This window comes from Pseudomonas sp. NBRC 111130, assembly GCF_001320485.1.
Lineage (GTDB): Bacteria > Pseudomonadota > Gammaproteobacteria > Pseudomonadales > Pseudomonadaceae > Aquipseudomonas > Aquipseudomonas vlassakiae.
Genome location: NZ_BCBG01000021.1, coordinates 1 through 19,343, shown reverse-complemented (window position 1 = coordinate 19,343; position 19,343 = coordinate 1). Strand labels below are relative to the sequence as shown.

The 19,343-nt window shown below is 62.6% G+C and carries 21 protein-coding genes; 19 read left to right on the top strand and 2 right to left on the bottom strand.

From position 1 onward, the window contains the following. Nucleotides 1–409: 409 nt before the first annotated feature. A complete protein-coding gene (fdxA, locus tag APH33_RS12005) occupies nucleotides 410–733 on the bottom strand; it encodes a ferredoxin FdxA (RefSeq protein WP_054885350.1) in 324 nt (107 codons plus the stop codon). A gap of 140 nt (nucleotides 734–873) precedes the next feature. Further along, nucleotides 874–3,447 carry a DNA mismatch repair protein MutS gene (mutS, locus tag APH33_RS12000; protein ID WP_054885349.1) on the bottom strand — a complete coding sequence of 858 codons (2,574 nt, stop codon included), beginning with the start codon at nucleotides 3,445–3,447 and terminating at the stop codon, nucleotides 874–876. A gap of 162 nt (nucleotides 3,448–3,609) precedes the next feature. Between mutS and APH33_RS11995 the strand changes: the two genes are divergently transcribed. The 19 genes from APH33_RS11995 (at nucleotide 3,610) to APH33_RS11910 (ending at nucleotide 19,080) form a co-directional block, all read left to right on the top strand. Then, entirely contained in the window at nucleotides 3,610–4,677 is a 1,068-nt protein-coding gene (locus APH33_RS11995; protein ID WP_054885348.1) for a hypothetical protein, read from the top strand. A 35-nt stretch (nucleotides 4,678–4,712) separates the two neighbouring features. Beyond that, the gene (locus APH33_RS11990) at nucleotides 4,713–5,459 is read left to right on the top strand and encodes a S24 family peptidase (RefSeq protein ID WP_082433579.1); all 747 of its coding nucleotides are present in this window, start codon (nucleotides 4,713–4,715) and stop codon (nucleotides 5,457–5,459) included. 480 nt (nucleotides 5,460–5,939) lie between these two features. Continuing rightward, complete coding sequence (locus tag APH33_RS11985) at nucleotides 5,940–6,278, top strand: phage holin family protein (protein WP_054885346.1); 339 nt, start codon at nucleotides 5,940–5,942, stop codon at nucleotides 6,276–6,278. An 11-nt stretch (nucleotides 6,279–6,289) separates the two neighbouring features. Continuing rightward, the gene (locus APH33_RS11980; RefSeq protein WP_054885345.1) at nucleotides 6,290–6,787 is read left to right on the top strand and encodes a hypothetical protein; all 498 of its coding nucleotides are present in this window, start codon (nucleotides 6,290–6,292) and stop codon (nucleotides 6,785–6,787) included. After that, on the top strand, nucleotides 6,784–7,344 hold the full coding sequence (locus APH33_RS11975; protein WP_054885344.1) for a phage baseplate assembly protein V: 561 nt from the start codon (nucleotides 6,784–6,786) through the stop codon (nucleotides 7,342–7,344). The genes APH33_RS11980 and APH33_RS11975 overlap by 4 nt, the downstream gene beginning before the upstream one ends. Before the next feature lie 72 nt (nucleotides 7,345–7,416). Continuing rightward, the gene (locus APH33_RS11970; protein ID WP_054885343.1) at nucleotides 7,417–7,743 is read left to right on the top strand and encodes a GPW/gp25 family protein; all 327 of its coding nucleotides are present in this window, start codon (nucleotides 7,417–7,419) and stop codon (nucleotides 7,741–7,743) included. Then, nucleotides 7,740–8,621, top strand: coding sequence for a baseplate J/gp47 family protein (locus APH33_RS11965; RefSeq protein WP_054885342.1), 882 nt, complete (start codon nucleotides 7,740–7,742; stop codon nucleotides 8,619–8,621). The genes APH33_RS11970 and APH33_RS11965 overlap by 4 nt, the downstream gene beginning before the upstream one ends. Nucleotide 8,622: 1 nt before the next feature. Then, nucleotides 8,623–9,231, top strand: a complete 609-nt coding sequence (locus APH33_RS11960; protein WP_054885341.1) for a phage tail protein I — start codon at nucleotides 8,623–8,625, stop codon at nucleotides 9,229–9,231. Next, nucleotides 9,224–11,182, top strand: coding sequence for a phage tail protein (locus APH33_RS11955; protein ID WP_054885340.1), 1,959 nt, complete (start codon nucleotides 9,224–9,226; stop codon nucleotides 11,180–11,182). The genes APH33_RS11960 and APH33_RS11955 overlap by 8 nt, the downstream gene beginning before the upstream one ends. A 16-nt stretch (nucleotides 11,183–11,198) precedes the next feature. Further along, nucleotides 11,199–11,606, top strand: a complete 408-nt coding sequence (locus APH33_RS26600) for a phage tail assembly chaperone (RefSeq protein ID WP_082433577.1) — start codon at nucleotides 11,199–11,201, stop codon at nucleotides 11,604–11,606. 89 nt (nucleotides 11,607–11,695) lie between these two features. Further along, complete coding sequence (locus APH33_RS11950) at nucleotides 11,696–12,862, top strand: phage tail sheath family protein (RefSeq protein WP_054885339.1); 1,167 nt, start codon at nucleotides 11,696–11,698, stop codon at nucleotides 12,860–12,862. 13 nt (nucleotides 12,863–12,875) lie between these two features. Continuing rightward, entirely contained in the window at nucleotides 12,876–13,385 is a 510-nt protein-coding gene (locus tag APH33_RS11945) for a phage major tail tube protein (protein ID WP_054885338.1), read from the top strand. 10 nt (nucleotides 13,386–13,395) lie between these two features. Further along, nucleotides 13,396–13,698: a phage tail assembly protein gene (locus APH33_RS11940; protein ID WP_054885337.1), complete on the top strand. Its 303-nt coding sequence runs from the start codon at nucleotides 13,396–13,398 to the stop codon at nucleotides 13,696–13,698. 125 nt (nucleotides 13,699–13,823) lie between these two features. Continuing rightward, nucleotides 13,824–15,950 carry a hypothetical protein gene (locus APH33_RS11935; RefSeq protein ID WP_054885336.1) on the top strand — a complete coding sequence of 709 codons (2,127 nt, stop codon included), beginning with the start codon at nucleotides 13,824–13,826 and terminating at the stop codon, nucleotides 15,948–15,950. Between the two features lie 9 nt (nucleotides 15,951–15,959). Beyond that, nucleotides 15,960–16,805, top strand: a complete 846-nt coding sequence (locus tag APH33_RS11930; protein WP_054885335.1) for a phage tail protein — start codon at nucleotides 15,960–15,962, stop codon at nucleotides 16,803–16,805. Continuing rightward, on the top strand, nucleotides 16,780–16,986 hold the full coding sequence (locus APH33_RS11925) for a tail protein X (protein WP_054885334.1): 207 nt from the start codon (nucleotides 16,780–16,782) through the stop codon (nucleotides 16,984–16,986). The genes APH33_RS11930 and APH33_RS11925 overlap by 26 nt, the downstream gene beginning before the upstream one ends. A gap of 4 nt (nucleotides 16,987–16,990) precedes the next feature. Further along, nucleotides 16,991–18,025 (top strand): phage late control D family protein, encoded by a 1,035-nt coding sequence (locus APH33_RS11920; RefSeq protein WP_054885333.1) that lies wholly within the window; start codon nucleotides 16,991–16,993, stop codon nucleotides 18,023–18,025. 27 nt (nucleotides 18,026–18,052) lie between these two features. Further along, a complete protein-coding gene (locus APH33_RS11915; protein ID WP_054885332.1) occupies nucleotides 18,053–18,601 on the top strand; it encodes a glycoside hydrolase family 19 protein in 549 nt (182 codons plus the stop codon). 35 nt (nucleotides 18,602–18,636) lie between these two features. Beyond that, nucleotides 18,637–19,080 (top strand): lysis system i-spanin subunit Rz, encoded by a 444-nt coding sequence (locus tag APH33_RS11910; protein WP_054885402.1) that lies wholly within the window; start codon nucleotides 18,637–18,639, stop codon nucleotides 19,078–19,080. Nucleotides 19,081–19,343: the final 263 nt, after the last annotated feature.

The following is a 19,343-nucleotide window of genomic DNA, read 5'->3' as shown; positions in this document are numbered from 1 at the left end:
ACTATGTACGGCGCTACCCTTGATGCATGGCGTGTAAGCCTTTGCTTACTCTTTATGTAAGCCATCAGTGTAACTGCCAGTAAATCAAAGCCGTTTTCACATCAGGTTTTTTCGTAACCATCTGAAATTCATGAATTTTTTGGCTATGTGGAAATGTGTCCCCAGTAATATCCTGAGATATCTGGCAGTTGCCCGGCTTGGGGAACTCGCTAGTATTCGAACTGTGCACACGGACATGCACAGGCTTTCAGGAAGAAAGCCAAGGACATCGCAAGAAGCGATTTCATCAGGACGATGTTTGGGACAAGCAGGGACTACGGAAAAAATGTGGGCGGGTCAAACCGCCCCTTTTTTTCGCCTGCAGAAAATGAAAAAAGGCCCATTGCGGGCCTTTTTCGTGTCCGGGCGCTTAGCGCTCCAGAGCGTCGATCTTGCCAGGCTTGCCATCCCATTCTTCTGCGTCGGGCAGGGCGTCCTTACGCTCGGTGATGTTTGGCCAGATTTCTGCCAGCTCGGCGTTGAGCTCGATGAAGTTTTCCATGCCTGCGGGGATCTCGTCTTCAGAGAAGATCGCCTGGGCCGGGCATTCAGGCTCGCACAGTGCACAGTCAATGCACTCGTCCGGGTGAATCACCAGGAAGTTCGGGCCTTCGTAGAAGCAGTCCACCGGACAGACTTCCACGCAGTCGGTGTATTTGCATTTGATGCAGTTGTCGGTGACGACGAAGGTCATTTCTAGTTCTCTCCTCAGGCGACGGCGGCGGCCCTTCCTCTCAGGGCCGCGCGGTTTACGGGCATGTGGCTGCAGGCCAGGCTAATAGCCTGCAGCACCAGCAAACCGCGGCGGATTCTACCAGCTTGTAGTGGGCGCCGTTATAACAGGTTCTTTAGTTGATATAGCGTTTCGATAGCTTGACGCGGGGTCATGTCGTCCAGGTCCAGCTTGCCCAGCTTCTCGATGGCCGGGTGTGGCAGGCTGGCGAACAGGTCGCTCTGGTGCGGGACTTGCGGCTCGTCCTTGGCCTTTTTGCTCAGCGGGGCTTCATGGGGCAGGCTGGTGGTTTCCAGCCGGCCCAAATGCTCGCGTGCGCGCAGGATCACTGGCGCCGGCACGCCCGCCAGCTGCGCCACGGCCAGGCCGTAGCTCTGACTGGCCGGGCCAGGCAGCACGTGGTGCAGGAAGACGATACGCTCGTTGTGCTCGGTGGCATTCAGGTGCACGTTGGCCACCAGTGGTTCACTCTCCGGCAGCACGGTCAGTTCGAAGTAGTGGGTGGCGAACAGGGTGTAGGCACGCAATTCGGCCAGGCGCTCGGCTGCAGCCCAAGCCAGCGACAGGCCGTCGAAGGTGCTGGTGCCGCGGCCGACTTCGTCCATCAGCACCAGGCTGCGGTCGGTGGCGTTGTGCAGGATGTTGGCGGTTTCGCTCATCTCGACCATGAACGTCGAACGCCCACCGGCCAGGTCGTCGCTGGAGCCGATACGGGTGAAAATGCGATCGACCAGTGACAGCTCGCAGCTGGCGGCCGGAACGAAACTGCCGATATGCGCCATCAGCACGATCAGGGCGGTCTGGCGCATGTAGGTGGACTTACCACCCATGTTCGGGCCAGTGATGATCAGCATGCGCGTGCTGTTGTCCAGGCTCAGGTCGTTGGCCACGAACGGCGTGGTCAGCACCTGCTCGACGACCGGGTGGCGGCCTTGCTCGATGCGTAGGCACGGCTCTTCGGTGAAGCGCGGGCAGTTCAGGTCGAGGTTCAGCGCACGTTCGGCAAGGTTGCTCAGCACGTCGACCTCGGCCAGCGCGGCGGCGCTGTCCTGTAGCGGAGCCAGGTGGCTGATCAAGGTTTCCAGCAGCGCGTCGTAGAGCATCTTTTCGCGCGCCAGGGCACGGCTCTTGGCCGATAGCGCCTTGTCCTCGAAGGCCTTGAGTTCGGGCGTGATGAAACGCTCGGCGCCTTTGAGGGTCTGGCGGCGGATGTAGTCGCCCGGTGCCTGCTCGGCCTGCTTGGTCGGCAGCTCGATGAAGTAGCCGTGCACACGGTTGTAGCCGACCTTGAGGTTGGCAAGGCCGGTGCGGGCCTTTTCGCGGGTTTCCAGGTCGATGAGGAACTGCCCGGCGTTTTCGCTGATCGCCAGCAGCTCGTCCAGCTCGCTGTCGTAGCCGGCCTTGAGCACGCCGCCATCACGGATGACCGCTGGCGGGTTGTCAATGATCGCACGCTCCAGCAGGCTGGCCAGCTCCGGGTAGGTGCCGGTGATGGCGGCCAGGCGTGCCAGGTGCGGTGCTTCCAGTTCGCTCATGGCGTTCTGCAGTTCGGGCAAGGCACCGAGAGCATCGCGCAGGCGCGCCAGGTCTCGCGGTCGGGCATTGCGCAGGCCGATACGCGCGAGGATGCGCTCGATATCGCCGATTTCCTTGAGCTGCGGCTGCAGCTTTTCGAAGCGGTAGCCGTCGAGCAGGCAGCGGATCGAGTCCTGGCGTGCCTGCAGCACTTTGAGGTCGCGCAGCGGGCGGTTCAGCCAACGCGTCAAGAGGCGGCTGGCCATGGCGGTCTGGCAGCGGTCGATCACCGATTGCAGGGTATTGTCGCGGCCACCGGCCAGGTTGATGTCCAGCTCCAGGTTACGGCGGCTGGCGCCGTCGAGGATCACCGTGTCATCCAGGCGCTCGTGGCGCAGGCTGCGCAGGTGCGGCAGTGCCGTGCGCTGGGTTTCCTTGGCGTAGGTCAGCAGGCAACCGGCGGCACCGATGGCCAGGGTCAGTTTGTCACAGCCAAAGCCCTTGAGATCCTTGGTCGCGAACTGCTGGCACAAGGCTTTGCGCGCCGAATCGCGGTCAAAGTCCCACGGCGCGCGGCGACGGGCACCCGGGCGCTTCTCGGCGGGCAGGTCGCGTGGCCAGTCGTCGGGGATCAGCAGCTCCACCGGGTTCAGGCGCTCGAGCTCGGCCAGCAGGTTTTCCCAGCCTTTTATCTCTTGGACGCTGAAGTTGCCGCTGGTGATGTCCAGTACCGCCAGGCCGAACAGGCGTTCGTCGCCGAGCAGGGCGGCAATCAGGTTGTCGCGGCGCTCGTCGAGCAAGGCCTCGTCACTGACCGTGCCGGGGGTGATGATACGCACCACCTGGCGTTCCACCGGGCCCTTGCTGGTGGCCGGGTCGCCGATCTGCTCGCAGATCACCACCGACTCGCCAAGCTTGACCAGCTTGGCCAGATAGCCCTCCAGCGAATGGAACGGAATCCCGCACATGGGGATCGACTGGCCGGCCGACTGACCGCGCGCGGTCAGGGTGATGTCCAGCAGCTTCGCGGCTTTCTTCGCATCTTCGTAGAAGATTTCGTAGAAGTCGCCCATGCGGTAGAACATCAGCTGGTCCGGGTGCTGGTTTTTCAGCTTCCAGTACTGCTGCATCATCGGTGTGTGTGCGGAAAGATCAGACATTCGGGGCCTTACAGCGGGTGATCTGGTTGGCGATTGTGAAACCGGCAATGGTACAGGCTTTTTCGCCGAGTTGCAGGCGAGGCGCGCGGCAAGCAGTGTGGTTAAGCGCCGCGCACTTCCCTACAATGCCCCCCCTTTGCAGCGCGATTCCTGAATTTCACGATGAATGTTTCCAGCACGGTCTCTTTTGCCAAACAGCAGCTGATCTACCTACTTTATGGTGAGCGGCGGATCTACCAGCTGGAGGCGAAGCTGAGCATCCTCACTGCGCTGGCGCGCAACAAGCCTGGGGAGCTGCCGACCATTCGCGTGCTGACCGACCAGCCACAGGCCTTCGATGGCTGGCCGGTGGAAGTGATCACTCTTGAGGCTGAACAGCTCCAGGCCTGGAGCGGCGACGGTGGCTATATTCACCGCCGCAAGGCATGCGCAATCGCCCATGCTGCGCCCTGGGCAGAAAAGACCATCTTCATCGATACCGATACCGTGTTCCTGCAGTCACCGATGCAGTTGTTCCAGCAGGTCGATGCTCGCCAGTTCCTGGTGGATGAAATCGAGATGAGCTGGGTAGAGGCTTCACGCGCCAACTACTACGCAAGCTTCACCCAGGCGCTGACCGACTGCGGGGACGCGCCGGCAAGCGACTTGCGGCTTTGTAACAGCGGAGTACTGGGCTTTTCCCTGGAAAACGCCGGTATCGCCGAGCGTGCCGTGCATCGCATAGACGCCTGGACGCCTTATGCTGCTACCCTGCATACCATTGAGCAGATCGCCTTTTCATTCGAGCTACATGGTAAGCAGATCAACCAGGCGCGGGGCGTCATCAGCCACTACTTCGCGATTAAGCCGTTTATTCATGCCGTTCTCGAGGTCTTCTTCGCGTGCTATGGTGATCGCTTCGATGCGCGCATGCTCGAGCTGGCGTTGCAGGTGCCGGTGCAAAGGCCAGAACCTTCGTGGTTCGATCGCCTTATCGCCAAGTGGAGCCTCAAGCGGCTGCCGCCAGAAATGCGTGGCATCGGCCGCAAGCTGCTGTACGGCAGTTTCATCGGCAACGATGAGTATCAACAGGCATGCAAGGTGATCTGGTGGCGCTCGGCGATCGAGGACATGCGCCGGCTGGGTGGTTGCGACTGGTCGACCGGTTGGCCCCGGGGCTTGCCACGCCTGCCAGAGACCGACGAACAAGTGGTCATGGCGATGGCTCGTGAAAGCCTCGAGGCGTCCTGAACGCTGCATTGCATTCACTGCCGTATGCCTGCATTATGCACGCTATGCAAAAACGCAACGTAGCCTCCGTACTCAGAGAACTGCTCGACCGCCACGGCCTGTCCCCGACGGAGCTGTACCGGCGCACGGGTGTCCCTCAATCCACCTTGTCGCGGATTCTCGGCGGCAAGATCGTCGACCCTTCCGACAAGCACGTGTCGAAGATCGCCGAATACTTCGGCGTGAGCACCGAACAGTTGCGCGGACGTGCCGAGCTTGGCGAGTCGCGCGACGCCGCGCTGCCGGCCCACGGCCACGCGGACCTAAGCGACATCAGCTTGTGGGACGATGAAACCCCCGTCGAGGATGACGAGGTGTCGGTACCTTTCCTTCGTGAGGTCGAATTGGCAGCAGGATCAGGAAGATTCGTCATCGAAGAGAGCGAGCGTGCGCGGCTGCGTTTCGGCAAGCGCAGCCTGCGTCACAATGGCGTGCAGTTCGACCAGGCCAAGTGTGTGACCGTGCGTGGCAACAGCATGCTGCCTGTGCTGCGGGACGGGGCAACGGTCGGGGTGAATACCGGCAAATGTTCGATTGGCGACATCATCGATGGTGACCTCTACGCCATCAACCATAATGGCCAGCTGCGGGTGAAGCAGGTCTACCGCCTGCCTACCGGCATCCGCCTGCGCAGTTTCAACCGCGATGAGCATCCCGACGAGGATTACAGCTTCCAGCAGATGCAGGACGAGCAGATCAGCCTGCTTGGGCATGTATTCTGGTGGGGCATGTACGCTCGCTGACAGTCTCACTGCCAAACAAACCCGCTTCGGCGGGTTTTTTTTCGTCTGCGGAAAAGCCCTACAAACCAGGCCGCGCATGGCTTGCATGCATATCAACAAAAATCAATGCATAGAAAAGTGAAGAAATGCATTGACTGCATATGCACAAATGCATAGCCTGTGTCTCAAGCCGGACGGAAACCGGTTGTTACACAGGCAGCGATGGACAGGCCTCAACTGTCCAGAGGGTTGGCAACTGGCCCGGGTGTGCAGCGTAAAGCACCACGAACAGTTATCCGGCGGGCAGGCGGCCGCGGTCGGAGTCACCAATTTGGAGCGGAACCGCGCGGCGTCACCAGTCGTGTCCGGCGGTTCGACAACGCATTACTGAAAGGCCTGGCGAGCCGGGCCTTTTGGAATGCCGAGGCTTTTGAAAGAGACAGAGTACCCACAACCCGCCTGCTGGCCCCCGCCAACAGGCATTACACAGGAGACAGGACAGTGACGAACGAGCAACAAGCGTTGCTGGAAATGCCGCTCTGGCTGGTAATCGTCCTGGCATTGCTGGGGGGCCTCAGCGGAGAGATGTGGCGGGCTGACAAGGCCGGTGCCACGGGCTGGTCGCTGCTGCGACGGCTGGCGCTGCGCTCCGGGGCCTGCATGGTCTGCGGCGTGTCGACGGTGATGCTGCTGTATGCCGGTGGCCTGTCGATCTGGGCGGCCAGTGCATTGGGCTGCATGACTGCGGTTGGCGGCGCCGATGTCGCCATGCGCCTGTACGAACGCTGGGCGATTCGACGCCTGGGCTTGCGCGACAGCACCCAGGCCGACGAGCGATAAGGAGAATATGCATGAGCGAACTGGCCACTTTGCATGCGGCCGTGACCGCAACCATTCGTGAGGCAATGCCGGAGTTGGCCTCGGTCGATGCCTATACCGCTGTAGGAAATGCCCCGGAACGACCGGCACTGCGCCACGGCATCGTGCAAATGACGGCAGATGCAGCGCCGCGTGATGGCCGCTCGGTGTTGATCGCCACCTTCGAGGCCGACATCACCGCCGACAGCGCTAACCCGCAAGCGCGCCTGCAGGGCAGCCTGCTCGCCGCACAACTGATGGACCTGCTGCGCCAGCAGCATTGGGCACTGGACTTCGTCGAGGCCAGCCGCAACGTGCAGGCGCAGTTCGAGGGCAGCGCCTGGACCGTGCGCTGGGACCAGCCGGTGCTGCTTGGCGAGGCCCGCTGGAACTGGCCGGACCAGCCTCCCGGTAGCCTGGTGCTGGGTTTCGCGCCGGAAGTCGGGGTGGGCAATGAAGCGCAGTACATCGCCCCCGAGGAGCTGTCATGAGCTATGTCAGCGCCATGCATGACCGCATGCTCGCCTGCCTGGTCATTCCCTGCCGGGTGGTGGCAGTTGACCTTGCCGCCGCCCGGGTGCGGGTGTCGGACGGCAGCGGCTGGACCAGCGCCTGGCTGCGCTGGCACGCCCAGGCGGCCGGCCAGGCGCGGCACTGGCGAGCCCCCAGCCTGGGCGAGCAGGGCGTGTTGCTCAGCCCCAGCGGCGAGCCGGCCCAGGGCACCTTCCTGCCAGGGCTTTATGGCAATGCCGGCAGTGCGCCGGACGCCCGCGCGCATGTCGAGGTCTGGCGTTTCGCCGATGGCGGTTCGCTCAGCTACGACTGGCAGGCCAGCCACTACGACATCGAACTACCTGGCGGCAGCGCGACGATCAAGGTCGGCGCCAGCACCGCGCAGGTCAGTGAAGCGGCGATCAGCCTGCAGGCGGCAGCGATACATCTCACAGGCAATGTCACGGTCGACGGCCCACTGCAGGTGAGCGGCGACATCAATGGCGGTGGGCGGATCATCGACACCGCCGGCAATACGGCCAACCACAAACATTGAATCAAGCCCGCGTATGCGGGCTTTTTCATAACAGGAGAATGCCATGCATACCCATGAACAGGGCGGTGCACCATGATCGGCATGGACCGCCGCACCGGCCAGCCGCTGGCCGGCATCGATCATTTGCGCCAGTCCATTGAAGACATCCTGACCACGCCGCTGGGCAGCCGGCGCATGCGCCCTGAATACGGCAGCCAGCTGCGGCGTTTCGTCGACTTGCCGGTCAACGAGGGCTGGAAGAGTGCCGTGCAGGCCGAAGTGGCTCGCGCACTGGGCCGTTGGGAGCCCCGTTTGCAACTGGATCGGGTCAAGGTCGTCGCCGTGCTCGATGGCCAGGTCAGCCTGGCCTTGAAGGGGCGCTACCTGGGCGATGAAGCGTTGCTGGAGGTGCGTGTATGAGCCAGGTCGACCTGTCACAACTGCCAGCTCCGCAACTGTTGGAGGACCTCGATTACGAAGCCCTCTATCAGGCCGATCTGCAGACCTTTCGCGAATACCTGGGCGACGGCTGGACCGCCAGCCTGGAGAGCGATCCGGTCACCAAACTGCTCGAGGTCGGCGCCTATCGCAAGCTGCTCAACCGGGCCCGTATCAACGACGCTGCCAAGGCGTTGCTGTTGGCCTACGCCCAAGGCAGTGACCTGGACCAACTGGCGGCCAACGTCAGCCTGCAGCGCCTGGTGATCCAGGCCGAGGACCTGGCCAGCGTGCCGCCCGTCGAGGCCTTGCTGGAGTCCGACGATGCCCTGCGTGAGCGGGTACAACTGGTCTACGAAGGCCTGACCACGGCCGGTCCACGCAACAGTTACATCCTGCACGCCCGCAACGCTTCGGGGCAGGTGGCTGACGGCACCGCCGAAAGCCCGTCGCCGGCGGTGGTGGATGTAACCGTGCTGGGGCTGGAGGGCAATGGCCAGGCCAGTGCCGAGCTGCTGGCGCAGGTGGCCAGCTACCTTAATGACGACGACATCCGCCCGGTCGCCGATCGGGTCAATGTGCGCAGCGCCGAAATCCTGCCTTATCGCATCGATGCCGTGCTGTACCTGGCCGACAGCGGTCCTGAGTACGAGGCGATCCTCACCGAGTGCCAGCGCCGTCTCGAGGCCTGGATCAATCCACGGCGTCGCCTGGGCGTGGAAGTGGCCCGCTCGGGCATCGATGCCCAGCTGCATATCGACGGTGTCAGCCGGGTCGAGTTGAGCGGATGGACCGACATCCGCCCAAGCAAGGCGCAGGCGGCCTGGTGCGCGGGCTACACGCTCAAGCGGGGTGGCTGACATGCAGAGCTTGTTGCCGCTCAATCGCACAGCGCTGGAGCGAGCCATCGAAGTGGCGGCCGATGAGGACCTGAGAGTCAGCCTGCGCCGTCTCTACAGCCCGGACAGCTGCCCCGCGCACCTGCTTTATCACCTGGCCTGGGCCTGGTCGGTGGACCGCTGGGAAGACAGCTGGAGCGACGAGATCAAGCGCTCGGTGATCCGCTCGGCATTCTTCGTCCACGCCCACAAAGGCACCCTCGGTGCGCTCAGGCGGGTGGTCGAGCCGTTTGGCTACCTGATCGAAGTGCAAGAGTGGTGGCAGGCCACGCCACCGGCTCAGGCCGGCACCTTCGCACTGAAGATCGGTGTTTCCGATGCGGGCATCAGTGAAAGCACCTACCAGGAACTGTCATCGCTGATCGATGACGCCCGGCCAGTCAGCCGCCACCTGACCGGCCTGGTGATCAGCCTCGAAAGCCGAGGCGCCATTCATGTCGGCTGCGCGATCCAGGACGGCGACGAACTGGACATCTACCCGCTGACGCCACGTGACATCGAGGTCATTGGCGTCGTAGGGCGGGGCGGCCGCGAACATACAATCGATACCTTGGACATTGCACATGGTTGACCAGACTTCTCAGTTCTACGCCATCCTCACCAATGTGGGCGCGGCGAAACAGGCCAATGCCGATGCCTTGGGCATTGCCTGGAAAATCACCCAGATGGGTGTCGGCGACGCCAACGGCTCCGACCCCACCCCCAACGCCAGCCAGACCAGCCTGATCAACGAATGGCGCCGCGCGCCGTTGAACCAGCTGAAGGTGGATGACAAGAACAGCGCGATCATCATTGCCGAGCAGGTCATTCCGGCTGATGTCGGCGGCAAGTGGATCCGCGAGATCGCGCTTTATGATGCCGATGGCGACATGGTGGCCGTGGCCAACTGTGCGCCGACCTATAAACCGTTACTGAGCCAGGGCTCGGGGCGTACCCAGGTGGTGCGGATGAACCTGGTGGTCAGCAGTGCCAGTAACGTGCAGTTGAAGATTGATCCGGCGGTGGTGCTGGCTACTCGTGAATGGGTGACCGAAGAGTTGGCGAAGCAGGATTTCAAGCATTCGGTGCTGGCGGCGACAACTGCGAACATTGCCCTAAACGGATTGCAGACTATCGATGGTGTGGCGCTAACAGCAGGTGCTCGGGTTCTGGTGAAAAATCAGGCTGAAGCCAAGGACAATGGTGTATATCTGGTGGCTGGCGGGGCATGGAGCCGCTGCACTGATGCTGATACCACTGAAAAAGTGAGTCCGGGCATGCTGGTAATCGTTGAGCGAGGGACAGCCAACGGGGATAGTGCGTGGCAGCTAGTGACTGATGCACCCATCAGCTTGGGGGTTTCCTCTCTGGCCTATCAGATGGCATTTGGACGTACGGGAGTGTCCGCTGGCACCTATCGCAGCGTGTCGGTGGATGCTTATGGCCGAGTAACTTCAGCAACCAACCCTACTACAACGGCCGGATATGGGCTCACTGATGTATATACCAAGTCAGACCTCGATCAGGCTCTAGTGCTAAAAGCGCCTCTGTCGAGCCCCGCTTTTACTGGGACGCCAACCGCACCGACGCCAATTGCAGGCAACAACTCAACTCAGTTGGCAAACACGGCGTTTGTCCAGGCGGCCATTGCGAAATTGATAGCGTCAGCCCCCGGAGCGCTGGATACACTCAACGAGTTGGCGGCGGCATTGGGTAATGATCCGAATTTTGCCACTACTGTGACGAATGCTCTGACACTCAAGGCTCCTCTGGCCAGCCCGGTCTTTTCCGGCCAGCCAACCGCCCCTACGCGGCCCCGTTTCACTGCTGACACGACATTGGCGACGACCGACTTCGTTCAGTCGAGAGGCATGCAGTTCAATACGTTTTCAGCGACAAGTCAGGCCGGGACATACGCTGGTACCGTGGCGCACATCGGAGGGGTGGTACATTTCTGGGGCGATGCACAGATGGCCTATAGCGTCCCGAACTCGGTAACCACTGGTGCCGCTACGGGCGCGGTTGTCAGGGTGCAGAATTGGTCCTCCGGGCGGCTCCAGATCACGCCACAAGGCAATGACAAGCTGCAAGAAAGTAGCGCGTATGCTGCATCCAGTACCGCTCGAACAATACCCCCTGATAGTTTTGTCGATTTACTACACATCGGATCGGGTGTATGGCTCATGCATGGAAGCGGCGTCGATTATTTAAGGGTGCCGTGGAACAAGCTGCCAAACACTATCGGCTACGCATTTTCCCCAAACGGTATGCTGGAGCAGTGGGGGACGGTGACTATTGCGGCGCCAATAGAAACCCAAGCGGTGAATGTAACATTCCCACTTGCGTTCCCTAATGCCTGCCTGAATCTTCAGACCAGTATTGGGGTAAACATCGTTGATTATGACGCAAGCGTTGAGTACCGGCTTTGCAAGCAACAAATACATGCGGGCCGTCCTACAAAAGTGGGCTTTGAAGGGCAGGCAATCATGGAGAACTACCCATACCAGGGTCGAAGTGTTGTATGGCGAGCAATAGGCTACTGATGAACGGGTGGATGGAATGACAGTTTACGTATTAAAAGGTGAGAAGGGTTTCTGGACGGAGGAAAATAGGCCGCAAGGCTCAAGAGCGATCGGCGAGGATCTTCATCAGAATCTTTTAGAGGGTGAGGTGTCGGGAAGATGGATCAACTGGAATACTTCGCCACCCTCCCTTAAAGATCCTGAACTTAAGATACATCCGTCAAAAGAGCGCGCTTGGCGCGACGTTGCACTGATCAAATTTTGTGCAGTGCGCGACCGTCATCGCGATGAGCAAGAGCTATTCAGGACCACTAGTCTTAACCCCGAGCAGTACGTGCAACTACTTGAGTATATCCAAAAGCTGCGCGATTGGCCGCAGTCGGCCGCCTTCCCTGACACTTCGCAGCGCCCCATGGCACCTGATTGGTTTTCTGATCAAATCTGAAACGCCCCGTATTGACGGGGCGTTTTCTTTTTCCGCTGTACCACATGGCCCTGCACCGCGGGGCCTTTTCATATCTGGAGTAAACCTACATGAGTGGATTCTTCCACGGCGTCACCGTAACCAACGTCGACACTGGCGCCCGCAGCATCGCGCTGCCGTCTTCCTCGATCATCGGCTTGGTCGACACCTTCACCGAAGGTGCTGGCGCCACCGCCAAGGCCAACGACCTGGTACTGATCACCAGCGAACGTGAAGCCGTTGCCGCCTTCGGCGAAAACGCGGCCATCACCAAGGCCTGCCGCGCCATCTTCACCCGCGCCAAGGCAGTCATCGTCGCCTGTGGCGTTGCCAAGCTGGACGATGCCGCCGAGCAGACCGCCGCGATCATCGGCAGCGTGCAGGCCGACGGCAAGCGCACCGGCCTGCAGGCGCTGCTCGACGGCAAGAGCCGTTTCAACGCCCAGCCACGCCTGCTGGCAGCCCCGCGCCACAGCGCCACCCAGGCGGTCGGCACCGCACTGGTGGCCCTGGCCGACAAGCTGCGCGGTATTGCCATCATCGACGGCCCCAACACCACCGACGAAGCGGCCATCGACTACGCCAAGAACTTTGGCGCCAAGCGCGCCTTCCTGGTCGACCCGGGCGTGCAGTACTTCGACAACGGCGAGGAAGCTACCGTCGACGCGCCGGGCTCGGCCTGGGTCGCCGGCCTGTTCGCCTGGACCGACAGCGAATATGGCTTCTGGGCCTCGCCGTCGAACAAGGAGTTCGTCGGCATCACCGGTACCACCCGCCCGGTGGAGTTCCTCGATGGCGACGACAGCTGCCGCGCCAACCTGCTGAACAACGCCAACATCGCCACCATCATCCGCGATGACGGCTTCCGCCTGTGGGGCAACCGCACCCTGTCCAGCGACCCGAAATGGGCCTTTGTCACCCGTGTGCGGACCATGGACATCGTCATGGACGCGATCCTCTACGGCCACAAGTGGGCCGTCGACCGCGCCATCACTGCCACCTACGTCAAGGACGTCACCGAGGGCCTGCAGGCCTTTATGCGCGACCTGAAGAACCAGGGCGCGATCATCAACTTCGAGGTCTTCGCCGACCCGGAGCTGAACACCGCCAGCCAGCTTGAGCAGGGCAAGGTGTACTGGAACATCCGCTTCACCGACGTGCCGCCTGCCGAAAACCCCAATTTCCGCGTTGAAGTCACTAACCAGTGGCTGACCGAAGTCCTCGATTCCGCTGCTTAAGGAGCGCACTTACATGGCAATGATTCCCGAAACCCTGGCCAACCTGAACCTGTTCGTCGATGGTGTCAGCTTCCAGGGCGATGTACCCAGCCTGACCCTGCCCAAACTCACCCTGAAGATGGAAGAACACCGCCCCGGTGGCATGGACATGCCGGTCGAGATGGACCTGGGCATGGAGAAGCAGGAAGCGGCCTTCACCACCACCGGCGTGCGCCGTGAAGCGCTGAAATTTTTCGGCCTGGCCGATGGCAGCGGCTTCAACGGCACCTTCCGCGGTGCCTTCAAGGGCCTCAAGGGCAACATCACTCCGGTGGTGGTGACCCTGCGTGGCACCCTCAAGGAAATCGACATGGGCGACTGGAAGTCCGGCGACAAGGCCGAGATCAAGCACAGCGTCGGCCTGAGCTACTACAAGCTGGAAGTCGATGGCCGCCTGCTCTACGAGATCGACGCGCTGGGCATGAAGCGCGTGATCGACGGCGTTGATCAGCTGGCCGCCCAGCGCGCCGCGCTCGGCTTGTAAGGGGGCGACCATGGCTCAAGTGAAAAAGCAGCCACAGTGGCTGACCCTGAGTGCCGACCGCGTCAGCGTACGCCTGTCGCGCCCCAGCGAAGCCAATGGCGTGCAGGTCGACAGCCTGTCGCTGCGCGCACCGACCGTGCGCGATATCCGCAATGCCCAGGCCGGTGGCGGCGTCGATGACGAGCAGCGCGAGCTGAACCTGTTCGCGTCGCTGGCCGAGGTCGGCATCAAGGACCTCGAAGGCCTGGCCCTGAAGGACTATAGCCGTTTGCAGAGCGGCTATTTTCGCCTGGTGCAGGACGACGAACTTTGACCCGGCCCGGCAGAAGGCCGCCGCCAAGCGGCTGGCCAAGGAGCTGAACTTTTCCGCGAGCGAAATCATGACCATGTCGTACAGCGACATGGTCTGGTGGCTCGCGCCGTGACCAGGAGGAACCTATGGCGAACACACAGGTGTTCACCCTCGGGCTCGGCGTCACCGTCATCAACCCCTTGGGCCAGGCCATCGACCTGCTGCGCCGGGATGTCGAACGCCTGCGCAGGCAGGCCGACGGCACCCGGCTCGGCCGGCTCATCGGCGAGGTGATCCGCCTGGGGTTGGAGCTCGGCAAGGTACGTCAGGTCGAACGTCAGCTGGCGTTGGACCAGGAACAGCAACATGAAGACCAGATCGCCCGGCTGGGCGATGAGACCGAGGCCGTCGAGCGTTTACGTCAGCATTACCTGATGCTGGACCGGGTGATTGCCGGATTGGCCCGGTTGAAGCCGTTCAAGGCAAGCTTGATCCTCAGTATTTTTCGCGCGTCGATTTCTGTGGCGCGAGAGGAAAAGGGTGAAGCAACGGACCCGCAGTCAGATGCTGCGACGCCGGGCAAAGCTGCCCCAGCTGATCCCAAGGTGTCTCTGGTCAAAGGCGCTGCAGTAGCCGCCGGGCTGGGATTGACGGCGCTGGCCGGCCGTCGTGGTGCTCACGAAGTCATTCGGCGCCAACCTCGCAATACCCAGCGAAGGATCGCCCGGGTCGCCCGCAAGGAATGGCAGGCACACCGCGTCGATGCCATCGGCAAGGTCGGCAAGGCGCTGGTTGAAGGCGAGAGTGGTGAGGAAAAGGCGCAGGGCGCTGGTGCTGCGGTCGGCGCAGTCGGCGGTCGTGTGCTGGGTGCCGTGCTGGCCAGGCTGACCAAGAGCCGGCAGGCCAGAAAACATGGCGCCGAAGCCGGTGCCTATCTGGGCGACGCTTTCGGCAAGTGGGTGGGTGGCAAGCTGTATGGCTGGGTAACCCAGGCTACTGTTGCCCAACCGGACACGGGGGCGGCACCGGCCAGTCCTGACCCGCAAGCGGCAAGCGCATTGCCTGCTGAGCAAGACCAGGAACCACCGCAACTGGCTGTGGCCAGAGGCGCGGTGGTCGCCGCAGGGCTCGGGTTGACAGCGCTGGCTAGTCGTCGCGGCGCTCGAGCAGTCATGCGTCGTCAGCCCCGTAACACTCAGCGAAGGATTGCCAGGGTCGCCGGCAAGGAGTGGCAGAAACACCGTGTCGATGCCATCGGCAAGGCCGGCAAGGCGCTGGTCGAAGGTGAGAGTGGTGAAGAACAGGCACAGGGTGTTGGTGCTGCGGTCGGCGAAGTCGGCGGTCGTGTTCTGGGTGCCGTACTGGCCAGGCTGACCAAAAGTCGACTGGCCAGAAAACATGGCGCCGAAGCCGGCGCCTATCTGGGCGACGCTTTCGGCTCGCTGCTCGGTGGCACGCTGTATGGCTGGGTGAACCAGGATGCCAAGGCTGAGCCGGATGCCGAAGTTACGCCTGACCCGGCTGCCGCGCGAACAGCAAGCGCTATTCAAGGCTCGCAAGTTCAGGCGCAGCCGCAGGCTCAAGAAGCCGCAACGCCACAACTCACCGGGCAGGATGATGAGGCAGGAATGCCTGTAGGCCTTAGCTTGCCCTCGTTGCTGAAGAAAGGTGCAGGCATTCGGTTGCCCGGCTTTGGCAAGCTGTTCAAGAAAGTACCCGGTGCCGCGCTGGTGGATGCGTCGCTGCAGATGGTGGAAACCTACAACAGCGACGGCACGCCTGCTCAGAAGATGGACGCGTACGGCAGTGCTGCCGGAGGCTTGGGTGGAACGCTCGCAGGGGCGGCAGCGGGTGCTGCGATTGGCTCGGTGGTGCCGGTCATCGGCACCGCGATCGGTGGGCTGATCGGTGGTGTGCTGGGCGGCATGGGCGGTGAGTCCGCAGGTGGCTGGCTGGGCCGCACGGTGGCGTCCATCACCGGCAACGCTGCGCCTGGTTCGAGCAATGACGCTGCAGGTCAACTCAAGACAGCCAGGGAGCGCGCTGACGTATCCGCTCCGCCGATCGGCACGTCGGGGCAAACCGCGCAGCCTGTTGCCCCTCCCACCATCAACCAGCAATTCACCTTCACCGCCAACATGCCGGTGACCTTCAACAACAGCCTCGACGACCCGACCACCCTGCAACAACTGGAAGCCATCGCCCGGCGCATGCTCGAAGACCTGATGCGCCAGGCGCGTTCGGTGCAGATGGCCGATCAACCCCAACCCTGAGGAGGACCCATGACCTACCTGGAACAGTTGCAAGGCGGCTTGCATGCACTGGTCAAGGCGGGCGAGGAGGGGCGTCGGCGTGCCGACGCCATGCTCGACCCGATGCAGCAGGCGGTCGGCCACGCCAAGGAGGCGGCCGCGGAACTCGAAGCCCTGCCATGGATCGGCAAGGAAATCGGCAAGCGCCTGCAACGCACGATGCGCGCCATCGACTCGGCCAAGCAGCGCGTCGAAAAGGTGATTGCCAAGTACGACCAGACCTTGGCGGTGGTGCGCAAGGTGCGTGACCAGGTCGATGCCTTTGCCGAGCACCTGGGCAAGGCCGGGGCGGCCATTCGCCGAGTGGTCGGCGATGTGAAGGCGGTGGCCAAGGGTGTGCTGTCGACCTTTGGCTTCGCGCCCGAGGCCACGCCGGCGGCCGAGGCGATCAAGCCGTTCCCGCACCTGCTGGTGCTGCAACCCTTGAAGGCCAACGCCGCGCCTTACTACTTCAACCTCGACACCGCCGCTTTCGACCAGCTGCGCCGGCAAACGCGTTTTCGCTGGGCGGGGCAGGAGCGCCTGAGCCGGGAAAACGCCCAGCAGGCGGTCAGCCTGGGTGAAGAAACCATCAGCATCCACGGCGCGATATTCCCCGGTTTCAAAGGTGGCCTCGGCCAGTTGCAGGCCCTGCGCGGCATTGGCCGCCAGTTGCTGCCGCTGTCGCTGACCACCGGTTACGGCGAAGTGCTCGGTACCTGGTGCCTGACCAGCATCGAGGAAGACCAGGGCGTCTTGCTGGCCGGCGGCATTCCCCGCAAACAAGGCTTCTCACTGGAGTTCGTCAGCTATGGACAAGACCTGCAAAACGTCTGAGGGCGATGTGCTCGATACCCTCTGCCACCACTATTACGGGCACCTCGACGGCAGTGTCGAAGCGGTGCTGCAAGCCAATCAGGGGCTGGCCGACGAGGCCCAGCCGTTTCGCAGCGGGGTGATGATTCGTTTGCCGATGTTGGCGCTGGCGCAGGCCAACGTCGTGCAGCTGTGGGATTGATGCCATGCAACCGCAATTTCGCATCCAGGCCGACGGCAAGGACATCACTGCGCTGATCAACGACCGCCTGTTGTTGCTGCGCACCACCGACAAGCCGGGCATGGAGTCGGACGACTTCGAACTGCGCATCGACGCCCGTGACGGCGCCTTGGCGCTGCCCGCGCGCGGCGCGTTGATCGAGGTGCATCTGGGGTACGCCGGCCAGCCGCTGACCCGGCTGGGGCGTTACACCGTCGATGAGGTCGAGTTGTCCGGCCCGCCTGACACCCTGGTGATCCGAGGCAAGGCCAGTGACCTGCGTGGCACGGGCCGGACCATCCGCAGCGGCAGTTGGGAGGCCGTGCCGTTGCAGCGCATCGTCGCTGAAATTGGTGCGCGCAATGGCTGGCAGGCGATCTGCCCGGTGCTCACCCTGGTGCCGCGAGTCGATCAGTACAACGAATCGGATTTCAACTTCATCACCCGTCTGGCCCTGCAGTACGACAGCACCGCCAAGCTCGCCAACGGCCAGCTGTTGGTGCTGCCGCGCCAGGGCGGGCAAAGCGCCAGTGGCAAGCCCCTGGATGTAGTCGCTATCGCCCGTAGCGATGTTAGCCAGTGGTATTTCCGCCTGGACGACAAATCCGCCCGCAAGGCCGTACGCACCCGTCACCAGGACAGTGCCAGCGGTGAGCTGGTGACGGTCGAACTGGCCAACGACGGCGCTGCGGACGGCCAGCGGCCGGTGCACACCGACCGTCACCTGTACCCCAACCGCGCCGCCGCCGAGCAGGCGGCCAGGGCGCGGCTGGCCAGCTTCAACCGCAGCACCGCCCATGTGCGCCTCGACCTGCCTGGGCGCACCGACCTGTTCGCCGAACGCAGCATCGACCTGCAGGGCTTTGTCGATGGCCTCGACGGGCCATACCAGATCGACTCGGTGGAGCAGGTGTTCACCGCCTCGGGCTGGCGCACCACGCTGCTGGGTAATGGCGGCAAGGCGGGCAAGGTACAGGCCAAGGGCGCAGCGCCCCGTCGCAAGGCTGCGATCAAGGCTTGAGGACGATACAGGGAAGGAGTGTCAGACATGCTCACTGAAACGCAATTGCTACAGATTTTGCCGAACGCCCGCCCCGTTGCGGGCGTTTTTCTTTCGGCACTGAACGTTACCCTGCCGCGCTGGGAAATCGACAACCCCAAGCGTGTGGCAGCGTTCATCGCCCAGGTCGGCCATGAGTCCGGCCAGTTCCGCTATGTGAAGGAGCTGGGCAACGACCGCTACCTGGCGCGCTATGACACCGGCAGCCAGGCCTTGCGCCTGGGCAACACGCCGCAGGCCGATGGCGATGGCCAGTTGTACTGCGGGCGCGGCCTGATCCAGGTCACAGGGCGCAACAACTATCAGGCCTGCAGCCGTGCGCTGTTCGGCGACGAGCGCTTGCTGGCGCAACCGCAGTTGCTCGAACAACCGCGCTGGGCCTGCGAGTCGGCGGCGTGGTTCTGGCATTCGCGGGGGCTCAATGCCTTGGCTGATCGCGGTGAGTTCAACCGCATCACGCGCCATATCAATGGTGGGCTCAACGGGCTGGAGGATCGCCTCAGGCTTTGGGCGCGTGCGCGCGAGGTGTTGTGTTGAGCCGATTGCAACTTGGCCTTGGTGTGTTGCTGTTGATGGTGTGCTCTGCGCTGGCCTGGCAACTGCAGGGCTGGCGCTGCGGGCGGCAACTGGCGCAACTGGCGCAAGCACAGGCCGATGCCGAGCTGGCCCGGCTGCTCGCCGAACGTGAGGCGCGTCAGGTACTTGAACAACGCCTGGAACAAAGTGAAAACCGTCATTACAAGGAGCTTGCCGATGCCGAGCAGTCTCAGGCTCGCCTGCGTGATCGCCTTGCTACTGCCGATCTGCGCTTGTCGGTCCTGGTCGAACGTGGCGCCGTCTGCAGCGCAGTGCCAGCCGCCACCAGCGCCGGCAGCGTGGATCATGCAACCGTACGCGCCGGACTTGAGCCGGCGCATGCTCGACGAATTATCGCCATCACCGATGAAGGGGACCGGGGGTTGATGGCGTTGCGGGCTTGTCAGGATTATGTGCGGGAAGTGCGTGGGGGGCCTTAGTTCAGGCCTTGGGTTCTGCAGCGCCTGTGGATATGCATGCCTTGAAAGCTCCAGCGCCTGTGAGATCGAGCGCCGCCCGCGCGGCGCATCGCGGGCAAGCCCGCTCCCACATCTGTTTCGGGCCAGTTACTCCTGTGAAGCCAACAGGGACCGCCTTGTTGGCATGGCGATGCATCGGCGGAAGCCAATAGGGGCATGGCGATGCATCGGCGGAAGCCAATAAGGGCATGGCGATGCATCGGCGGAAGCCAACAGGAGCATGG

Excerpts from the sequence above, each read along its gene's own strand:
- fdxA (WP_054885350.1), bottom strand. The coding sequence starts at position 733 with ATGACCTTCGTCGTCACCGACAACTGCATCAAATGCAAATACACCGAC.
- mutS (WP_054885349.1), bottom strand. The coding sequence starts at position 3,447 with ATGTCTGATCTTTCCGCACACACACCGATGATGCAGCAGTACTGGAAG.
- APH33_RS11995 (WP_054885348.1), top strand. The coding sequence starts at position 3,610 with ATGAATGTTTCCAGCACGGTCTCTTTTGCCAAACAGCAGCTGATCTAC.
- APH33_RS11990 (WP_082433579.1), top strand. The coding sequence starts at position 4,713 with ATGCACGCTATGCAAAAACGCAACGTAGCCTCCGTACTCAGAGAACTG.
- APH33_RS11980 (WP_054885345.1), top strand. The coding sequence starts at position 6,290 with ATGAGCGAACTGGCCACTTTGCATGCGGCCGTGACCGCAACCATTCGT.
- APH33_RS11975 (WP_054885344.1), top strand. The coding sequence starts at position 6,784 with ATGAGCTATGTCAGCGCCATGCATGACCGCATGCTCGCCTGCCTGGTC.
- APH33_RS11970 (WP_054885343.1), top strand. The coding sequence starts at position 7,417 with ATGATCGGCATGGACCGCCGCACCGGCCAGCCGCTGGCCGGCATCGAT.
- APH33_RS11965 (WP_054885342.1), top strand. The coding sequence starts at position 7,740 with ATGAGCCAGGTCGACCTGTCACAACTGCCAGCTCCGCAACTGTTGGAG.
- APH33_RS11960 (WP_054885341.1), top strand. The coding sequence starts at position 8,623 with ATGCAGAGCTTGTTGCCGCTCAATCGCACAGCGCTGGAGCGAGCCATC.
- APH33_RS11955 (WP_054885340.1), top strand. The coding sequence starts at position 9,224 with ATGGTTGACCAGACTTCTCAGTTCTACGCCATCCTCACCAATGTGGGC.
- APH33_RS26600 (WP_082433577.1), top strand. The coding sequence starts at position 11,199 with ATGACAGTTTACGTATTAAAAGGTGAGAAGGGTTTCTGGACGGAGGAA.
- APH33_RS11950 (WP_054885339.1), top strand. The coding sequence starts at position 11,696 with ATGAGTGGATTCTTCCACGGCGTCACCGTAACCAACGTCGACACTGGC.
- APH33_RS11945 (WP_054885338.1), top strand. The coding sequence starts at position 12,876 with ATGGCAATGATTCCCGAAACCCTGGCCAACCTGAACCTGTTCGTCGAT.
- APH33_RS11940 (WP_054885337.1), top strand. The coding sequence starts at position 13,396 with ATGGCTCAAGTGAAAAAGCAGCCACAGTGGCTGACCCTGAGTGCCGAC.
- APH33_RS11935 (WP_054885336.1), top strand. The coding sequence starts at position 13,824 with ATGGCGAACACACAGGTGTTCACCCTCGGGCTCGGCGTCACCGTCATC.
- APH33_RS11930 (WP_054885335.1), top strand. The coding sequence starts at position 15,960 with ATGACCTACCTGGAACAGTTGCAAGGCGGCTTGCATGCACTGGTCAAG.
- APH33_RS11925 (WP_054885334.1), top strand. The coding sequence starts at position 16,780 with ATGGACAAGACCTGCAAAACGTCTGAGGGCGATGTGCTCGATACCCTC.
- APH33_RS11920 (WP_054885333.1), top strand. The coding sequence starts at position 16,991 with ATGCAACCGCAATTTCGCATCCAGGCCGACGGCAAGGACATCACTGCG.
- APH33_RS11915 (WP_054885332.1), top strand. The coding sequence starts at position 18,053 with ATGCTCACTGAAACGCAATTGCTACAGATTTTGCCGAACGCCCGCCCC.
- APH33_RS11910 (WP_054885402.1), top strand. The coding sequence starts at position 18,637 with ATGGTGTGCTCTGCGCTGGCCTGGCAACTGCAGGGCTGGCGCTGCGGG.